Here is a 16,657-nt window from a genome sequence, read left to right on the forward strand (position 1 = left end):
ACCAAGTCGATTCAGCAGATATGGCGGCGCCCTCGTAGGCGCGGCCCGGCACTTAACCGAGTAATCCGGCCAAGTGGCAGGGCAAAGCAGGCATTGCTAGCAAAACTCTTAACTCCTTAACAGGCAAAATACTATGGAAACTATTGTCGACGTAGAATGGCTGCCCGTGTGCAAAACCACGGATATACCAGCCGATGGAGGCGCCTGTGCCCTGGTGGAAGGCCAGCAGGTTGCCATTTTCAACTTTGCCCGTCGTGGCGAGTGGTACGCCACCCAAAACCTGTGTCCGCACAAGCAGCAGATGGCGTTGGCCCGCGGTATGATTGGCAGCACTGGCGAAGCCTGTGAGCCGAAAGTGGCCTGCCCGTTTCATAAGCGCACCTTTTCGTTGCTCACGGGTGAATGCCTGAATGGCGACGAGTGTAGCATTCAAACCTACCCGATCAAGGTCGAGGACGGGGTAGTTTACATCGGCTGGGCCTAAGCCTACAAGTTGACGGATTTGATTTAACCGGTACCTAATTTCTTGCTCATGGATGCTCCGCTTGCCAATCAGCAGCCCCTCAGCCACCTCAACATCTTCGCCGCAAAGGGCGTGCAGATGCGCACGTTCCACCTAACCTGGCTTACGTTCTTCTTTTGCTTTTTCGGGTGGTTTGGGATTGCGCCGTTGATGCCATTGGTGCGAGAGCAGCTACACCTCGATAAAGGGCAGGTCGGGAACATTGTCATTGCGTCGGTGTCGGCCACCATTCTGGCGCGCTTGATCATGGGCAAGCTCTGCGACACATTGGGCCCACGCCTGGCGTACACGCTGCTATTGGTAGTGGGCGCTTTTCCAGTGATGCTCATTGGCTTGAGCAACAGCTACGAAAGCTTTCTGCTGTTCCGCCTAGCCATTGGCATCATCGGAGCGTCCTTCGTTATCACGCAGTTTCACACCTCCATGATGTTTGCGCCCAACGTGGTGGGCACGGCCAATGCCGTAGCCGGCGGCTGGGGCAACCTTGGCGGTGGTATTGCCAACATGGCCATGCCACTGGTGGCTGCCGCTTTCGTGTCGTTGGGTTACATCGATGAAGCTAATTCCTGGCGCTTGGCTATGGTGGTGCCGGGTGTGGTGCTGCTGGTGATGGCCTGGCTGTACTACAAATACACCACCGACACGCCGCGCGGTAATTACGCCGACATTCAGCGTACGGCCACTGCCGAAAAGCCTAAGGGTACGTTTCTGCTGGCTTTGCGCGACTACCGCACCTGGGTGCTGGCCCTGGCCTATGGCGCCTGCTTCGGCATTGAAATCACCATCGACAACGTGGCCGCCGTGTACTTCGTCGACCACTTCGGGGCGACTCTTGTGCTAGCAGGTATGCTAGCGGGCATCTTCGGCTTCATGAACATCTTTGCCCGCGGCCTAGGTGGCTGGGTCAGCGACCGGATGGGGCGGACTTATGGCCTCAAGGGCAAATGGCTGCTGCTGAGCGGACTGCTCATTCTCGAAGGATTTGGTATTGTGTTGTTTGCGGTGGCGCCGAGCTTGCCACTGGCCATTGCCGCCATGCTACTGTTTGCCTTATTCCTGAAAATGGCCAATGGCTGCACGTACTCTATCGTGCCGTTCGTCAATAAGAAAGCCATGGGCAGTGTGAGTGGTGTGGTGGGCGCGGGCGGCAATCTAGGTGCCATGCTGGTTGGCTTCCTGTTCAAATCTTCGGCTATCAGCTACAGCACGGCCTTTCTCTACATCGGGTTAGGTGTGGCCGCGGTGGGCGGATTAGTGCTGCTAGTGCGGCTCGTGCGCAAAGAAATCGGCGAAGTTGCTCCCGAGTCGCTCACGTTGGCTCGCGCCTAGTGGGGCGCTTGAAATCTGAAAGATAAACTACGTGCCTATGTCTTTGCCTTCCGCTGCTATTCCTTCTGTGTGCTGCTATTGTGGTGTAGGCTGCGGGGTGCTGGTCAAGCCGGGAAAGAACGGCGACGTATCTGTAACAGGCAACCCCGACTACCCCGTCAACCGCGGTGCCTTGTGTAGCAAGGGCCTCAACCTGCAATACACCGTCAATGACCGCACCGACCGGCTGCTGTACCCGCAAATGCGCTACAGCAAAAGTCGCCCGTTGCAGCAAATAAGCTGGGACGACGCCCTGGCGCGCACGGCCGCGGTGTTCAAGACGTTCATTCAGCAGTACGGCCCCGAGTCGGTGGCTTTCTACGCCTCCGGGCAGTGCCTAACCGAAGAGTACTACGTCATCAACAAGCTGATGAAGGGCTTCATCGGCAGCAACAACCTCGATACTAATTCGCGCCTGTGCATGAGCAGCGCAGTGGTAGGCTACAAGATGGCTTTGGGCGAAGACAGCGTGCCGGTGTGCTACGACGACATCGAACTAGCAGACTGTTTGCTGGTAACCGGTGCCAACCCGGCCTGGTGCCACCCCATTTTGTGGCGGCGCGTGGAGGCCCACAAAGCCACCAACCTGGCCACCAAAATCATTGTAGTGGACCCGCGCGTGACGGACACCTGCACCCTGGCTGATGTACACTTGCAACTGATTCCGGGCACCGACGTGGTGCTGAACCAAGCGTTGGGGCGAGCCTTGATTGAAAACGGCGACATCGACTTAGCTTTCATCGAACAACACGCCGAAGGTTTCGAGGAATACCAACGCCTCGTGTTCGAGCGGACAGTGGCCGAAGCGGCGCAACTGTGCGGGGTATCAGAGGCGGATATTCGGCTAGTAGCCCGCTACATCGGGGCGGCGCAGGGTTTTCTCTCGATGTGGACGATGGGCCTCAACCAGAGCGTAGTGGGCGTCGACAAGAATTTGAGTTTGCTGAACCTGCACCTCATTACCGGGCAGATTGGCAAGCCGGGCGCGGGGCCGCTTTCTCTAACGGGACAGCCCAACGCCATGGGCGGCCGCGAAGTGGGGGGCCTCTCCAACTTGCTACCGGCTCACCGCAACCTTGCCAACCCCGCGCATCGGGCCGAAGTGCAGCAGTTCTGGGGCAGCGGCCCCTTAGCCGACAAGCCCGGTTTCACAGCCACCGAGATGTTTGAAGCCCTAGAAGACGGCCGCCTCAAAGCCATCTGGATTATCTGCACCAATCCGCTGACCAGCTTGCCCAATGTGCGGCAGGCCGAAGCGGCGCTGGCCAAAGCGAAATTCGTGGTGGTGCAGGACATCAGTAATAAGCCCGAAACCTTGGCTTACGCCGACGTGGTGCTACCCGCCGCCGCTTGGGCCGAGAAAGAAGGCACCATGACCAACTCGGAACGGCGCATCAGCTACCTACCGAAAGTGGTGGACGCCCCCGGTCAGGCGCTATCCGATGCCGAAATCATCTGCCGTTTCGCACGGGCCATGGGTTTTGCCGGCTTCGACTATGCAAACACCGAGGCCATTTACCAGGAGCATACTCGCCTCACCACCGGCACCACCCTTGATATTACCGGGCTCAACTACCGCATCCTGCGCGAGCGGGGTTCGGTGCAATGGCCTTACCGCGCCGAGCAAGCAACGCCCGATACGCCCCGGCTCTTCACCGACCAGCGGTTCTACACGGCTTCGGGCCGGGCCAAGATTCATCCGGTGGCAGCCGTGTTCCGCAGCGAAGTGCCCGACGAAACGTACCCGTTCATTTTGACCACCGGCCGCATCCGGGACCAGTGGCACACGATGACCAAAACAGGCAAGGTCAGTAAGTTGAAGCAGCACACGCCGCAGGCTTTTCTGGAACTGAATCCGCAAGACGCAGCATCCTTGGAAGTAGGGGAAGGCGACCTGGTGACGGTGGAGTCGAGGCGAGGTAGTGTGCGAGTAGCGGCTCGCCTGACGACAAACATCCGGCCGGGAGTGGTGTTTTTGCCCATGCATTGGGGGAAAATCCTAGGTTCGGACCTGCACCGCGCCAACAACGTCACTTCAGGGGCGGTGGACCCCGTTTCCAAGGAACCGGACTTTAAATTCTGCGCGGTACAGCTCGAAAAGTACCGCAAGCCCAAGCAGCGCATTGTGGTAGTAGGAGCCGGGGCCGGAGCTTATGGCTTTGTGAAGTCGTACCGCGAGCTGAATCAGGAAGACGACATCACCATCTTCAGCAAAGAGGACTTTCCGTTCTACAACCGCGTGATGCTGCCCGACTACATCAGCGGGCATCAGGATTGGGCACAGCTGGTGAAAATGCGGGACGACGAAGAGCCCACTTACAACATCAGCTTACGGCGCGGGGTGAGCGTGGAGCACGTGAACCGAGCCGAGAAGTACGTAATAGACTCGCGCGGCCAGCGCACTCCCTACGACGTGCTGCTACTGGCCACCGGCAGCCGCGCGGCCGTGCCCCGCAACGTGCCCTCGCTGCCCGGCATCTTCACCATGCGCAGCCGCACCGACGCCGATGATTTCATAAACCACTTGCCTGCCCGGGAGTCCCATGTAGTGATAGTAGGCGGGGGCCTGCTCGGGCTGGAAATGGCGGCTTCGCTGCGTGAGGTAGGCACCAAAGTGTCCATCATCCAGCGGATTTCTCGCTTCCTGGACCGCCAGCTCGACCCTTTGGGTAGCCAGATGCTGCAAGAGGAAATGCTGGACCAAGGGTGTGATCTGTACTTCAACGACGAGGTTGAGTTGTACTACGGCCGCTCCCGCCTCACGGGCGTGGGCTTGAAAAGTGGCCGCCGCTTGGAGTGCGACGCCCTGATTCTGGCCATCGGGACGGTGCCCAACCTGGAGCTGGCTCGGGAGTGCGGCCTAGAGTGCCGGCGAGGAGTGGTAGTGAACGAGCGGTTGCAGACCAGCGACCCGAGCGTGTACGCCCTTGGTGAAATTGCCGAGTTTCAGGGCGTGCTCTACGGTATCACGGCCGCGGCCGAGCAACAGGCCGCCGTAGTGGCGCGCTACCTCAGCGGCGACGTAAGCAGCCGCTACCAAGGCAGTACGTTCATGAACATCATCAAAATTCATGGCTTCGACTTGTGCAGTATCGGCCTGCCCGAGTGCCCCGATCCGGTGCACTACGAAGAAATCGTGTTCATCGACAAGGCGCAACGCTACTACAAGAAGTGCATCATCCATCAGGACCGGCTTGTGGGCGCCATTCTGATTGGTGATAAAAGTGAGTTCCAAGAGTTTCGGGAGCTGATAGCCAATAAAACCGAACTTAGTGACAAACGCCTGCAACTGCTACGCAGCGGCCGGACAGCCGCCCCCGTGCTCGGCAAACTGGTGTGTAGTTGCAATAACGTGGGCGCCGACAACCTGCGCCAAGCCATAGCCGCTGGCTGCGATACGCTCAAGGAACTCTGTGCCACCACGGGCGCCGGTACGGGCTGTGGCTCGTGCCGGCCCGAAGTCCAACAAATTCTAGCCACTGAACTAGCCGTGCTAGCTCCCGTCGCAGGTTGATAAGCCGCATTTCTCAGGGTGGATTTCTGCCTGACACTTTATGAGCGCAACTGATTCCTTACCCTCCGTCATTGCCGTGAATCTGCCAGGGGGCATTGTGCCGGCGGGCGACTTGCTGGCCGTTCTGACTGCGGCCGAAGCCGCGGGAATTGAACACGTGCAACTTGGGCATCGGCAACAAATGTTGCTGGCAGTCGAGAAGCCACAGCGCAAAGCCCTGTTGCAGGCGCTAAATGCTGCAGGTGTGCTGGCCGAAACCGAACCAGAGTTGCATCCTAACATCGTCAGTTCCTACGTGGGCGAGGACGTGTTTTACAATGCGGCCTGGTTGCGAGAGGGGGTTTACAAAGACATCTTGGACTTGTTTGATTATCGGCCCCGGCTGAAGATCAATCTGGTCGACAGCCGCCAGACCTTCGTGCCACTTTTCACGGGTCATCTCAATTTCATTGCCGCCGATACTAGCAACTATTGGCATCTGTACGTACGCTTTCCCCGCACGGGCCACCTGTACGCGTGGCCGCATTTGATATACTCCGAAGACGTGCCGGTGATAAGTGCGGCCGTGGAACGCGTGCTGCTCGCCAATACCACTCAGTTTGCCGGCCAGCCAACTACTGCGGGAGAGCAACTGCACGCGCTGGTAAGTGCCGTGCAGCCATTGGGCCAGCGGCTCGTGGCCGGGCCGTTGGTGCTGCCTGCTTTCATGCTGCCCTATTATGAAGGCTTTAACCGCAGTGGGCAACAAGTATGGCTCGGCATTTACCGGCGCAACGAGCTATTTACGGTGGCCTTTTTGCAGGATCTGTGCCGGGTGTGTTTGCAGACGCGTGTGGGACAGCTTTGCACAACGCCGTGGAAGTCGTTGGTGGTGAAGGGTATTGCGCCTACTGACCGTGCCCTGTGGGATGCCGTGCTCTGCCGCCACCGCGTGAATGTGCGGCACGCAGCCAACGAACTGAACTGGCAAGTGGAAGACCACTGCCCCGCGGGATTGGCTCTCAAGCACGAACTCGTCCGCTACCTCAACGACGAGGATGTGCGCACTTATCAATTGTGCTTCGCCATCAAAACGCAGCCCCAAACCGGCCTTTTCGGCTCCATCGTCGTCCGTACGCAGCAAGGGCGCAGCACCGAGCAGTACGAAATCCTGCACACGCGCGACTTCAATCCCAATTCGCGTGATTTTGTCCTGTTTCGCCAGCATGTGCGCCGCGACCGGCTAGGGTGGTACTTGGCCGAGTTGTGCCATCTGTTCTATGAGCAAGCCGGGGCTAATTCTCAAGAATTGGTTAGCGAAAACTCTACGGCACCAGTCGAAAAAGCGGAGGTACCGGCTGCCTTGTTGCCACGCTGCCGCCGGTGCCTTACCGTGTACGATGTTGCTTACGGGGACCCGGCTCAGGGAATAGCGGCTGGTACGCATTGGGAAGAGCTGCCCGACTATCACTGCCCGACTTGTGAGGCGCCGGCCGCTGAATTCGAGTTTTGGGAAGAACCAACCGCAGTCGGGGTCATGAATTCAAACTAGAGCGTTTTGCTATTTACTTGATGCTATGGCCGAAGTTGTGCCCGAGTTGTATGTGGTAGGAGCGGGCCCCGGCGACCCGGAGTTGCTCACGCTCAAAGCCTACAAGGTGCTGCAAACCGCAGCCGTTATTCTCTACGACAACCTAGCCAACCAGGAGCTGCTGGCCTTGGCTCCAGCTGCCTGCGAATGCATTTATGTAGGCAAAAAGCCGTACGGGGAGTACACGCCTCAAGAAACCATTCATGAGCTGATCTTAGAAAAGGCGCTAGCCCGTGGCCGGGTTGTTCGGTTGAAAGGCGGCGACCCATTCGTGTTTGGCCGCGGTTTCGAAGAGGTGCTATTTGCCCGCGCCCATGGCATTGCTACGCATTATATACCGGGCATTTCCAGCATGCAGGCCCTAGGCTACGAAGACATTCCGCTTACGCACCGCGTTGTCAGCGAGGGTGTTTGGATGCTAACGGGTACAAAGAAGGACGGCACTCTTTCGGCAGACCTGCGGCTGGCCATGCAAAGCAATTCTACCGTCGTTGTTTACATGGGGTTGAACAAAGCCGCGGAAATTGCCGCTACGTACTGCGAAATGGGTCGGGGAGATACGCCGGCTGCTGTTGTGCAGCACGTTTCCTTGCCTCACCGCAAGCTCGCCGTGGGGCGAGTTGGGCAACTGCCAACCTTAGTTGCAAGCCACGGCATCACCTACCCGGCGCTGATTGTTATTGGCGGGGTCGTGGCTTTGGGGCACGATCTAACGGCCAACGACAAGGTGGTTATGCTAGAGCCTTTGTTAACAGAGCTTGGGCAGCGTCGGTGAAAGGCAATTGCAAGGCAAGCTCATGGCCTCTAGGCGTCATTTTCGCCCACGTTTTCTGGACAATATCTATGACTTTCTCTTCGGGATGCTGACGGGCGAAGTCAACGAAGTAGTATTCCAGAAACACGAGGCAAATGACGTCTTCCAGCAATTGCACGTCGGCGTCGCGGGTGAGTTGCTGCTTTTGCAATAGCGCCTGCACACGGGTAATTGTAGCGTCATCATATCCCACCTCGGCTAATAGCTGGCCGGCTATTTCCGCGTGATATTTCTTGAGGGTATTGCGCCATTTATGGTAACCAGCCCGATCCATAGGAAAATCCTGCCGTGGGATGGTCCAGCGGCGGATATGCTGGCAACGGGCGGCTAGGTGCACGGCCTCGGGCGCCTCGGGCGCTACGCGAGTTAGGCAGGCACTCATCCGGTGGCCATACAGCAATTCCTTGGGCCATGAGCGGCCATCGGAATCGGTGTCCTGGTTTGGATCTTCGGCGTTGGCCGCGTCGAATTTTTCGAGCGCCTTATGAAAGCGAGTAGAGGACGAATGCATACAGGTATCTGGCAACACCAAGTTTCAACAAGGCCTACTTTATCGTTAGCCGATGGCTTTAGCAGACAAGCCAAGGTAGTCAGCAAACCGCAAGCAGATGCAAAGCAAGTTTACGGATTGCAATGAGGACTAAGCGCAGTAGCCGATGGTCGAGCGTTTCGCCGTGAGTATCAAGTAGATCGGTATCCTCAAGTATACCGGTATCCTTCGGTAAACTGCTAGCCAAAATAAACCGGTAAGTCGACATATTTGCTAACAGCAAACAGCCCCTAACTGGCTGACTCTAAAAGTCTTCTTTTAACCCAACTCCCTATTTTATGTCTTCTTCCACGCGTAACATCATTGCTTGGGTTCTGCAAGGATTAGTTGGCCTCGCCTTCATTGGGTTTGGCATCAAGAAACTAACCGACCTACCCGGTACGGTGGGTATGTTCAGCAGCATCGGCCTGCCAGGTGCAATGGCTTACGTCATTAGCGTGGCTGAACTGCTCGGCGGTATTGGCCTACTGATACCACGCTTCACTCGTTTGGCTGCTATGGGCTTGGTAATTATAATGATAGGCGCCGTTGTGGTGCATGCTACCGTGATTCCCGGTGGCATTGCCAACGGGGCGCCGGCGTTGGTTTTGCTGGCATTGCTGCTAGTTATTCTGTGGTTGCGTCGGCCGGTTGCCGCAACAGCTTAGTGAGTGGAATATGCCTTCTGGCTTGGTGCTGAAACGGGTACCAAGCCGGAAGGCGTATTAGCAGATGTGGCAGCTCCCCTCTTGAGCGCTGTAGCAAGCACACCAGGCTGACTACCGGCTGGTGGGGACCTATCTTGTGCCTTATTGGGGCTGGTCTAGCCACATCGGCCGGATGTCGTATACTTAGGAAGTTAACTGCTCTCAACTTCCTTATGACACTTGCTACTCCCCGGTTGCTTTCCCTTAGCGTTTGCTCGTTTCTGTTGGCTTCGGTGCTGCCAGGCCACGCGCAGCAGTTCACGCCGCAAGTGCAACCATTCATTAAGGTGCAAAGCGGCGGACCCATTGCCTTAACTGACGCCAAAATTATCGATGGTACTGGCCGGCCGGCGCAGCTCCACCAAACCGTCCTCATCGAGCAAGGGCGCATCACGCAGGTAGGAGCCACCAAAAAAGTGAAAGTGCCAGCTGGTGCGCAGGTGATCAACTGCACCGGTAAAACCCTGATTCCGGGGTTGGTCATGCTACACGAGCACTTGTATTACACGATGCCGGTGGGGGGCTATTTCAACATTGCCCAAATGCCGTACTCATTTCCCCGGCTGTATCTGGCGGGCGGGGCTACTACCATCCGCACGGCGGGAAGTATTGAACCGCAAACCGATTTGGCGGTGAAGCGCATGATCGAAGAAGGCAAGCTGATTGGTCCGGACATGGAAATCACGGCTCCCTACATCGAAGAGCCCGCCCTCGATATTCCGGCCCTGAACACAATCAAAGGCCCCGAGGAAGCTGCTGCTGCCACCATTTTTTGGGCCAACAAAGGCTGCCGTTCGTTCAAAATGTACATGCACGCCACCCGCGCCGACCTGACGGCCGTGTTGCGGGAAGCCCACGCCCGCCAACTCAAGGTAACCGGGCACTTGTGCGCCATCACGTATAAGGAAGCAGCCGAACTCGGTATCGACAACCTCGAACACGGCTTTATGGCCAGCTCCGATTTCGCCGCCAACAAACAGGTGGACGTTGCCGATTATCCCGCCGCTCGTAAGAGCCTGCTGGACTTGCCGGTTAACAGCCCCCAAATGAAAAGTCTTATCAGTCTGCTGATTGCCAAGCGCGTGGCGCTTACGTCTACGCTGCCGGTGTTCGAGCCATATACCGGTCGTGAAGTTGTGCTTGGAGGCGGCTTAGAAGCTTTGATTCCGCAGTTGCAGGAACGGGAGAATACCACCTGGCAGCAAAACCAGGGCAAAGACACGGCCAGCACGCGGTTGTTTATGAAAGAGCTGGCATGGGAAAAGCAATTTCATGATGCCGGTGGCCTACTCGTAGCCGGTACTGACCCTACCGGTGCCGGCCGTACGGTGGCAGGCTATGCCAACCGGCGGCAGCTGGAGTTGCTGGTTGAAGCCGGTTTCACGGCCGTGGAAGCCATCAAAATCAGCACCCTCAACGGAGCTAAGTACTTAGGCCGCGACCGGGAAATTGGCTCTATTGAAGCAGGTAAACAAGCCGACTTGGTTGTGATTGACGGAGACCCGGAGCAGAATATCGCGCAGGTGCGGAAGATGAGCCTGGTATTTAAGAAAGGCGTAGGCTTTGACTCAGCTAAACTCTTTGAGTCCATGAAAGGCAAAGTAGGCTTGAATTAGCGGCTGTGCACCTTAGCGCTATGAAGGAAGGCAAGGCGATGTCGTAAGCAAGACGACGTCTTGCCTTTTGCTTTTAGTAAAACGAGCGAGTTATTTGGTGTTATTGGCCGGGTTGCCAGTCCCACCCTACTACCACCCATTCCTGCTCCGATACTGGATCAAGAAAGCGGTGCAGAGCTTGAAACCCAACCCGCTGGTGGGCACGGAGGGAACGGGTATTGCGAGCCGCAATGTCCGTCACGAGTAATTGGTACTGAGAGCTATAAGCGGCACGGTGGGCCTGATAAAGCTGATCGAACAATCCCACGCCTCGGTAGCCTTCCGCAACGCATATCTGCCCCATTAGGTAATACGGATGGTCGGCCAACGAACGGCCGTGGTAGGGCAACGTTTCGGCCATGGTAAACAACTCGTCGAGGGGCGGTACAAGACCCCGAACAGCAGGCATAGCCGCTAGCGCATAGCCGACTAGGCGTCCATCGGCCCGGGCTATGATACTCGGCGCCGCGGCGTGGAGCTGCTGTAACTCGGCCAGTGTGTATTGCAATGTCACAAATCCTTCCCGCGCCTGCACATCGGCCGATACTTGGCTGACGTGGTTTTGCTTTTGCAAAGCCAAGATGTCGCGTAGGTCTTGGTCGGTTTCAGTTAAATGAATTTGCATGGGTGAAAAATCAGTGAAGCAAAGCAAGGTAGACCAATGAGGCTGCAAACAGCCGAGCTAGAGCTTCTTTGAAAAGAAGCAAGGCCGCGGGCGGCAGCCGCAAAGGAAGACCTCGGCCCATAAAGTTCAGTAGGTAAGTTCTCCTCAAGGGGCTTGACTGCCAAGTAGATCCTGGCTAATGTAGGCTTGGGTGCCAGCTATAACGAGGATTATTATATACTTTGGCGCGGGCAAAAAGCCTTTGCGTGCTCTCGTCGGCTAGGAGGGAAGCACGCAAATCTGTCTCACAAAGCCTAGTGTCACCGCAACAAACTACCAAGCCCAACCACAGATAATGGCCAAAATCAACGTAGCAAACCCCGTAGTAGAGTTGGATGGCGACGAAATGACGCGCATCATTTGGAAGTTCATCAAGGACAAGCTGATCCTGCCGTATTTGGAGCTGGATATCAAATACTACGACCTCGGCATCGAGTACCGGGACGAAACCAACGACCAGGTGACCATTGATGCTGCCAACGCCATCAAGCAGTATGGCGTCGGCATTAAGTGCGCTACTATTACCCCCGACGAAGAGCGTGTGGCCGAGTTTGGCCTGAAGCAGATGTGGAAGTCGCCTAACGGCACCATCCGCAACATTCTCGACGGCACCGTTTTCCGCGAGCCCATCGTGACGAGCAATGTGCCCCGTTTGGTACCCAACTGGACGGCGCCGATCTGCATCGGTCGTCACGCCTTCGGCGACCAGTACCGCGCCACCGATTTCGTAACCAAAGGCAAAGGCAAGCTCACCATTACCTTCCAGCCCGAAGATGGGGGCGAAACGCAGTCGTTTGAAGTGTTCAACTTCAAAGGTGACGGCGTGGCGCTGGCCATGTACAACACCGACGAGTCTATCCGGGGCTTTGCGCACGCTTGCTTCAATCAGGCCCTGATGAAAGGCTGGCCCTTGTACCTGAGCACCAAGAACACCATCCTGAAAAAGTACGATGGTCGTTTCAAGGACATTTTCCAAGAGATTTACGAGCAGGACTACACCGAGAAATTCAGCGCCGCCGGCATCACCTACGAGCACCGTCTCATCGACGACATGGTGGCTTCGGCCCTGAAGTGGAATGGCAACTTTGTGTGGGCTTGCAAAAACTATGATGGCGACGTGCAAAGCGATACGGTGGCTCAAGGTTTTGGCTCGCTCGGCTTGATGACGTCCACGCTGGTGACGCCCGACGGCACCGTGATGGAAGCCGAAGCCGCCCACGGCACCGTAACGCGCCACTACCGCGACCACCAGAAAGGCAAGCCCACGTCTACCAACCCCATCGCCAGCATCTTCGCCTGGACTCGGGGCTTGGAGTTCCGTGGCAAGCTTGATGGTAACCAGGAGCTCATCGACTTCTGCACCGCGCTAGAGCAAGTGTGCATCGAAACCGTAGAAAGCGGCAAGATGACCAAGGACCTCGCCGTTTGCATCCACGGCAACAAAGTGGAGCACGGCCGCGACTACCTCTACACCGAGGAGTTCCTGGAGGCGCTAGACCAAAACCTGAAAGCCAAGCTAGGCCAGTAAGCTTTGTGCTTGAAACAAAAGAGCCCGTCCGGTTACCGGACGGGCTCTTTTGTTTTTCGGTGCTAGGGGCAGGCTAGTTCGGTTAGTGCACGACCAGCCCGACCTGCTCGCCTCCGCGGTGCTGCTTGGCGTACTCGGAAGGCGACATGCCGTACAACTTCTGAAACATGGTGCGGAAGTGCTTTAAATCCTGAATGCCTACTTGGTAGGCTACGTCGGATATGCGGAGTTGCGTACTTGCCAGCAACTGCGCGGCCCGCTTCAACCGCACGTCGCGAATGAACTCCACTACCGACTGGCCAGTAATGCTTTTCACGCGGCGGTAGAGAAAGGATTGGCTCATGCCCATTTCTCGGAGCAACACCTGCACATTGAATTCCGGATCGGCGAGGTTGTTTTCCACCACTTTCATGGCTTGTTCTAAAAAGAGCTTGTCAGCTTCCGGGATGACTACCTTGGTGGGTTCCAGCAATATCTGGCGCTCGTAGAACTCGCGTAGCTTGGCCCGGTTACGCAGCACAGCCGAGACTTTAGCGTGCAGGATCTTCGGGTTGAAGGGTTTGCTGATGTAATCGTCGGCACCGTTTTCCATGCCCTCTAGCTCGTGCACGGCCGCCGTGCGGGCGGTAAGCAGCAGCACTGGAATGTGCAAGGTCTTGGGGTGTTGCTTGATTTTCTGGCACAGCTCTAACCCGTCGCTTTGGGGCATCATGATGTCGCTCAACACAAAATCGGGTAGAAGGGCTTGCGCCTTTTCCCAACCTTCCACGCCGTCGGCGGCTACCGTCACCTCGAACTCCGAGTCAAACAGCTGTTCTAGGTATTGCCGCAAGTCGGTATTATCCTCGACAATAAGCAGGCGTGGGGGAGTAGTAAAAGCGCATTCCATGCTGTCAGCGTGGTGGTCAGTAGCCAGGGCAGTTCCCGAAGCAAGTACGGAGAGGTGCTGCTCGCAAGCAGTTGTTTCGGGTCCGAAATCGGTAGAATTCAGATGCGCGCGGCCGAAAGGCAGACGGACCGTGAACGTGGCTCCCTGGTTCACTTCACTAGCCACCGTGATTTCGCCGCCGTGGCGCTCCACAAACTGCTTTACCAACGACAAGCCGATACCCGTGCCCATCATGCGCAAGGTTTCCGTTTGGGAAGCCTGGTAATACGCATCGAAAATGTGGGCTAGCTCGGCAGGCTGCATACCGATGCCTTTGTCTATAACTTTTATTTCTAAGTAATTGTCCGCGAGGACATTCGGTCCGAAAACGGCGTTGTTGCTTGGGTGCCCTACTACCGCGGCCGTGACCGTGATGCTGCCGCCTTCTTTGGTATACTTGAAGGCATTGGCTAGCAGATTGGTCAGTACGATTTCCAGCTTGCCCGCATCAAAGTACAGTTCTACGGCTTTGGGCGGTACCAGCAACGAGTACGCCAACTGCCGTTCCTCGGCCTTGAGCTTGAAAATCAGGAATACTTCGGTTAGAAAGCCGACAATATCGGCGCGGGTGGCCCGGAGTGGCACTTTGCCGGCTTCTACTTTGCGGAAGTCAAGCAACTGGTTCACCAGTTCCAACAGTTTCCGGGTTTGCTTGTGCATGAGCACGATGTTGTCTTTCAACCCCGTGAAGCGGTTGGCCGCCGTCAGCAGCTCTTCCATTGGGCCCAAAATTAGCGTCAGTGGGGTACGTAATTCGTGCGAAACGTTGGTGAAGAAGCTCAGCTTCAGATCGGTGAGTTCTTTCTCTTTTTCAACCCGGAATTTCTCGAGCGCAAGCTTGTTCTCCAAACCCTGTTGCGCCATGGTTACATGGCGATACAAGAGCAACGCCCCGATAACGGCCAGGCCATACAACAAATAGGCCCACCACGTTTTCCACCAGGGCGGCAGCACGGTGAGTTGCAACGTGGCCGGCTCGGTAGACCAAAGGCCGTCGCCGTTGCTGGCTTTCACTTGAAACGTGTAGTCGCCCGGCGGCAGGTTGGCAAAGCTGGCGGTGCGTTGTCCGGGAGCCGCGGCTACCCAATCGGCATTATACCCTACTAATTGGTAGGCATATTGATGCTTTTTTGGCGTGGCGTAGTTGAGGCCCACAAACTCCACCGAGAAGTCGTTTTCATCGGCCCGAATCGTAATGGTTTGCGGATGAGCAAACGCCTTGGTTAGCAGCACGCGCCCGTTAATAGTGTCGCCAACGGCCACTGTTTTGTTGGCCACTCGAAAGCCTGTAATGCGCACAACGGGTGGGTAGGGGTTAGCCCGGATAGCACGCGGCTGAAAGTAGCTAATGCCGTTGATGCCCCGAAATACAGCGTACCATCTTGTGCCCGGCAGGCTGCCCCAACTTTAAACGCATTGCTTTGCAAGCCGTCGGCTACGTCGTAGCGCAGGTAGCGGTGGGTGCTAGGTGTAACGCAATACAAGCCTGTGCCCCCAATCCAAAGGTGCCCGTCTTCGTCGATTAGCAAGCTTTCCACGTCGCTTTCGGGCAGCCACTGGCTGCAGCGTTGCATATGTTCGCGGCCCTGCGAATCGGTCCGTAACTGGTGGAGACCCCCGCCAATTGTACCAATCCACAGCGTACCCTGACGGTCTTGCAACAGGGGCCACACGTAATTGACGCTCAAGCTGTTGCTATTGCGCTCGTCGTGGGTGAATTGCTTGAGCAGTATCAGCGAATCGGCGGTTACGCGCAGCTTCAGCAGGCCTGCATCGCGCGTGCTAGCCCACAGCAGATTGTGCTTCTGGTCGTAGAGAAGGTAAGTGAAATGGTCGGTGGGTAAGCCGGTGCTAACGCTGTACGTTCTGAGGTGCTTGCCAGACCGGCTAAACCGTGCAAGCCCCGCGTTGAAAGTGCCCACCCACATGGTACCAAAACGGTCCTCTACGATGGTTTCTACGCTGGTAGTCACCTGGTCTGGTTGGTTCGACAAAGCCGCAAAGGGAGTCAGCTTTTCGCGACCATTCTGGCGCTTAAGCGTATATAAGCCGTGCGTGCGGGTGCCGAGCCACAAGGTCCCATCCGAAGCCTGCACCACCGACGAGACGTCCACGCCAGTAGAGTCGCTCGATTGTTGCCAGCTCAGGTAGTTGTGGTAGGTTTTGTGCGTTAAGTCGTAACAGGAGAAACCGTTACGGGTGCCAATCCAGAGCAAGTTTTTCGCTTCCTCTTTGTAAACGGCATTGACATAGTTGTTGGGCAGGGTGGCCTTGGCCGTCAGTTGGTGCTGCAACTGCCCGAATGGCTTTTGGCGCAGATCCACCTTGTTTAGGCCTCCGGCCGAAGCCGCCATCCACAGCACCTGATCTTGGTCCTCGAAGAGTTGGTGGACCCGCTCGGACTGCAAACTGAATGGGTCGCCGCCCACAGGTAAAAACAAAGTGGGTTTGGTGAGTTGCACAGGGGGGGTGGTGCCCGTGACAGTACCGGCCTGCCAGAGATACAAGCCGTAGTCGGTGCCCACCCACAAGCGCCCAAACGTATCGAGACGAAGGTCATGAATGTCACGGCAGGCTTGAGGGAGGGGGTGTGCGGCTAGGTTTTGGGCGCGCAGCCGATCTTGGCGCGACACCCAAAACACTTGCCGATTGGTGCCAAGCCAAAGGTCGCCGCGGCGGTCGAGGTGCACGCTGCGCACGGTAGCCAACGCTAGGGGCGCTTTGCGGGCAACTAGTAGTTTCGGTAGTACGGAGCCGGCATCAAGTATCCGGAGCCCGGCGCCGAGCGTGCCTACCCAGATTTGCCCTTCCGGTGCCGCCACCACGCTCATAACCTGGTAGTCGTGACGGTTGTCTT

12 protein-coding genes are annotated in these 16,657 nt (G+C 56.8%); 8 read left to right on the plus strand and 4 right to left on the minus strand.

All coding sequences use genetic code 11. From position 1 onward, the window contains the following. Positions 1–133 precede the first annotated feature (133 nt). From nirD to cobA, 5 genes are read left to right on the plus strand one after another with little or no spacing between them, the layout of a single operon-like run. Positions 134–484: a nitrite reductase small subunit NirD gene (gene nirD, locus MUN86_RS23555; RefSeq protein WP_245126144.1), complete on the plus strand. Its 351-nt coding sequence runs from the start codon at positions 134–136 to the stop codon at positions 482–484. Between the two features lie 48 nt (positions 485–532). Next, positions 533–1,852 (plus strand): MFS transporter, encoded by a 1,320-nt coding sequence (locus tag MUN86_RS23560; protein WP_245126146.1) that lies wholly within the window; start codon positions 533–535, stop codon positions 1,850–1,852. A gap of 37 nt (positions 1,853–1,889) precedes the next feature. Then, entirely contained in the window at positions 1,890–5,405 is a 3,516-nt protein-coding gene (locus tag MUN86_RS23565; RefSeq protein ID WP_245126148.1) for a nitrate reductase, read from the plus strand. A gap of 40 nt (positions 5,406–5,445) precedes the next feature. Then, positions 5,446–6,936, plus strand: a complete 1,491-nt coding sequence (locus tag MUN86_RS23570) for a rubredoxin (protein WP_245126150.1) — start codon at positions 5,446–5,448, stop codon at positions 6,934–6,936. 25 nt (positions 6,937–6,961) lie between these two features. Next, the gene (gene cobA / locus MUN86_RS23575; RefSeq protein ID WP_245126152.1) at positions 6,962–7,750 is read left to right on the plus strand and encodes a uroporphyrinogen-III C-methyltransferase; all 789 of its coding nucleotides are present in this window, start codon (positions 6,962–6,964) and stop codon (positions 7,748–7,750) included. Here cobA and MUN86_RS23580 read toward each other — a convergent pair. Further along, positions 7,707–8,300 (minus strand): DUF4202 domain-containing protein, encoded by a 594-nt coding sequence (locus tag MUN86_RS23580; RefSeq protein WP_245126154.1) that lies wholly within the window; start codon positions 8,298–8,300, stop codon positions 7,707–7,709. The two genes, cobA and MUN86_RS23580, sit on opposite strands and share 44 nt — an antisense overlap. A gap of 317 nt (positions 8,301–8,617) precedes the next feature. Here MUN86_RS23580 and MUN86_RS23585 point away from each other — a divergent pair, with 317 nt between their 5' ends. Together MUN86_RS23585 and MUN86_RS23590 are read left to right on the plus strand one after the other, a co-directional pair. Further along, positions 8,618–8,986 (plus strand): DoxX family protein, encoded by a 369-nt coding sequence (locus tag MUN86_RS23585; RefSeq protein ID WP_245126156.1) that lies wholly within the window; start codon positions 8,618–8,620, stop codon positions 8,984–8,986. Positions 8,987–9,198: 212 nt separating this feature from the next. Beyond that, positions 9,199–10,641, plus strand: coding sequence for an amidohydrolase family protein (locus MUN86_RS23590; protein WP_245126158.1), 1,443 nt, complete (start codon positions 9,199–9,201; stop codon positions 10,639–10,641). 100 nt (positions 10,642–10,741) lie between these two features. Here MUN86_RS23590 and MUN86_RS23595 read toward each other — a convergent pair whose 3' ends face one another. After that, positions 10,742–11,305 carry a GNAT family N-acetyltransferase gene (locus tag MUN86_RS23595; protein ID WP_245126160.1) on the minus strand — a complete coding sequence of 188 codons (564 nt, stop codon included), beginning with the start codon at positions 11,303–11,305 and terminating at the stop codon, positions 10,742–10,744. A 334-nt stretch (positions 11,306–11,639) separates the two neighbouring features. Here MUN86_RS23595 and MUN86_RS23600 point away from each other — a divergent pair, with 334 nt between their 5' ends. Next, entirely contained in the window at positions 11,640–12,872 is a 1,233-nt protein-coding gene (locus tag MUN86_RS23600; RefSeq protein ID WP_245126162.1) for an NADP-dependent isocitrate dehydrogenase, read from the plus strand. 82 nt (positions 12,873–12,954) lie between these two features. Here MUN86_RS23600 and MUN86_RS23605 read toward each other — a convergent pair whose 3' ends face one another. Next, complete coding sequence (locus MUN86_RS23605; protein ID WP_245126164.1) at positions 12,955–15,099, minus strand: hybrid sensor histidine kinase/response regulator transcription factor; 2,145 nt, start codon at positions 15,097–15,099, stop codon at positions 12,955–12,957. Next, positions 15,024–16,631 (minus strand): ligand-binding sensor domain-containing protein, encoded by a 1,608-nt coding sequence (locus MUN86_RS23610; protein ID WP_245126166.1) that lies wholly within the window; start codon positions 16,629–16,631, stop codon positions 15,024–15,026. Before MUN86_RS23610 ends, MUN86_RS23605 begins: the two co-directional genes overlap by 76 nt. Positions 16,632–16,657: the final 26 nt, after the last annotated feature.

Source organism: Hymenobacter volaticus (assembly GCF_022921055.1).
In the GTDB taxonomy this organism is placed as follows: Bacteria; Bacteroidota; Bacteroidia; order Cytophagales; family Hymenobacteraceae; genus Hymenobacter; species Hymenobacter volaticus.

Excerpts from the sequence above, each read along its gene's own strand:
- nirD (WP_245126144.1), top strand. The coding sequence starts at position 134 with ATGGAAACTATTGTCGACGTAGAATGGCTGCCCGTGTGCAAAACCACG.
- MUN86_RS23560 (WP_245126146.1), top strand. The coding sequence starts at position 533 with ATGGATGCTCCGCTTGCCAATCAGCAGCCCCTCAGCCACCTCAACATC.
- MUN86_RS23565 (WP_245126148.1), top strand. The coding sequence starts at position 1,890 with ATGTCTTTGCCTTCCGCTGCTATTCCTTCTGTGTGCTGCTATTGTGGT.
- MUN86_RS23570 (WP_245126150.1), top strand. The coding sequence starts at position 5,446 with ATGAGCGCAACTGATTCCTTACCCTCCGTCATTGCCGTGAATCTGCCA.
- cobA (WP_245126152.1), top strand. The coding sequence starts at position 6,962 with ATGGCCGAAGTTGTGCCCGAGTTGTATGTGGTAGGAGCGGGCCCCGGC.
- MUN86_RS23580 (WP_245126154.1), bottom strand. The coding sequence starts at position 8,300 with ATGCATTCGTCCTCTACTCGCTTTCATAAGGCGCTCGAAAAATTCGAC.
- MUN86_RS23585 (WP_245126156.1), top strand. The coding sequence starts at position 8,618 with ATGTCTTCTTCCACGCGTAACATCATTGCTTGGGTTCTGCAAGGATTA.
- MUN86_RS23590 (WP_245126158.1), top strand. The coding sequence starts at position 9,199 with ATGACACTTGCTACTCCCCGGTTGCTTTCCCTTAGCGTTTGCTCGTTT.
- MUN86_RS23595 (WP_245126160.1), bottom strand. The coding sequence starts at position 11,305 with ATGCAAATTCATTTAACTGAAACCGACCAAGACCTACGCGACATCTTG.
- MUN86_RS23600 (WP_245126162.1), top strand. The coding sequence starts at position 11,640 with ATGGCCAAAATCAACGTAGCAAACCCCGTAGTAGAGTTGGATGGCGAC.
- MUN86_RS23610 (WP_245126166.1), bottom strand. The coding sequence starts at position 16,631 with ATGAGCGTGGTGGCGGCACCGGAAGGGCAAATCTGGGTAGGCACGCTC.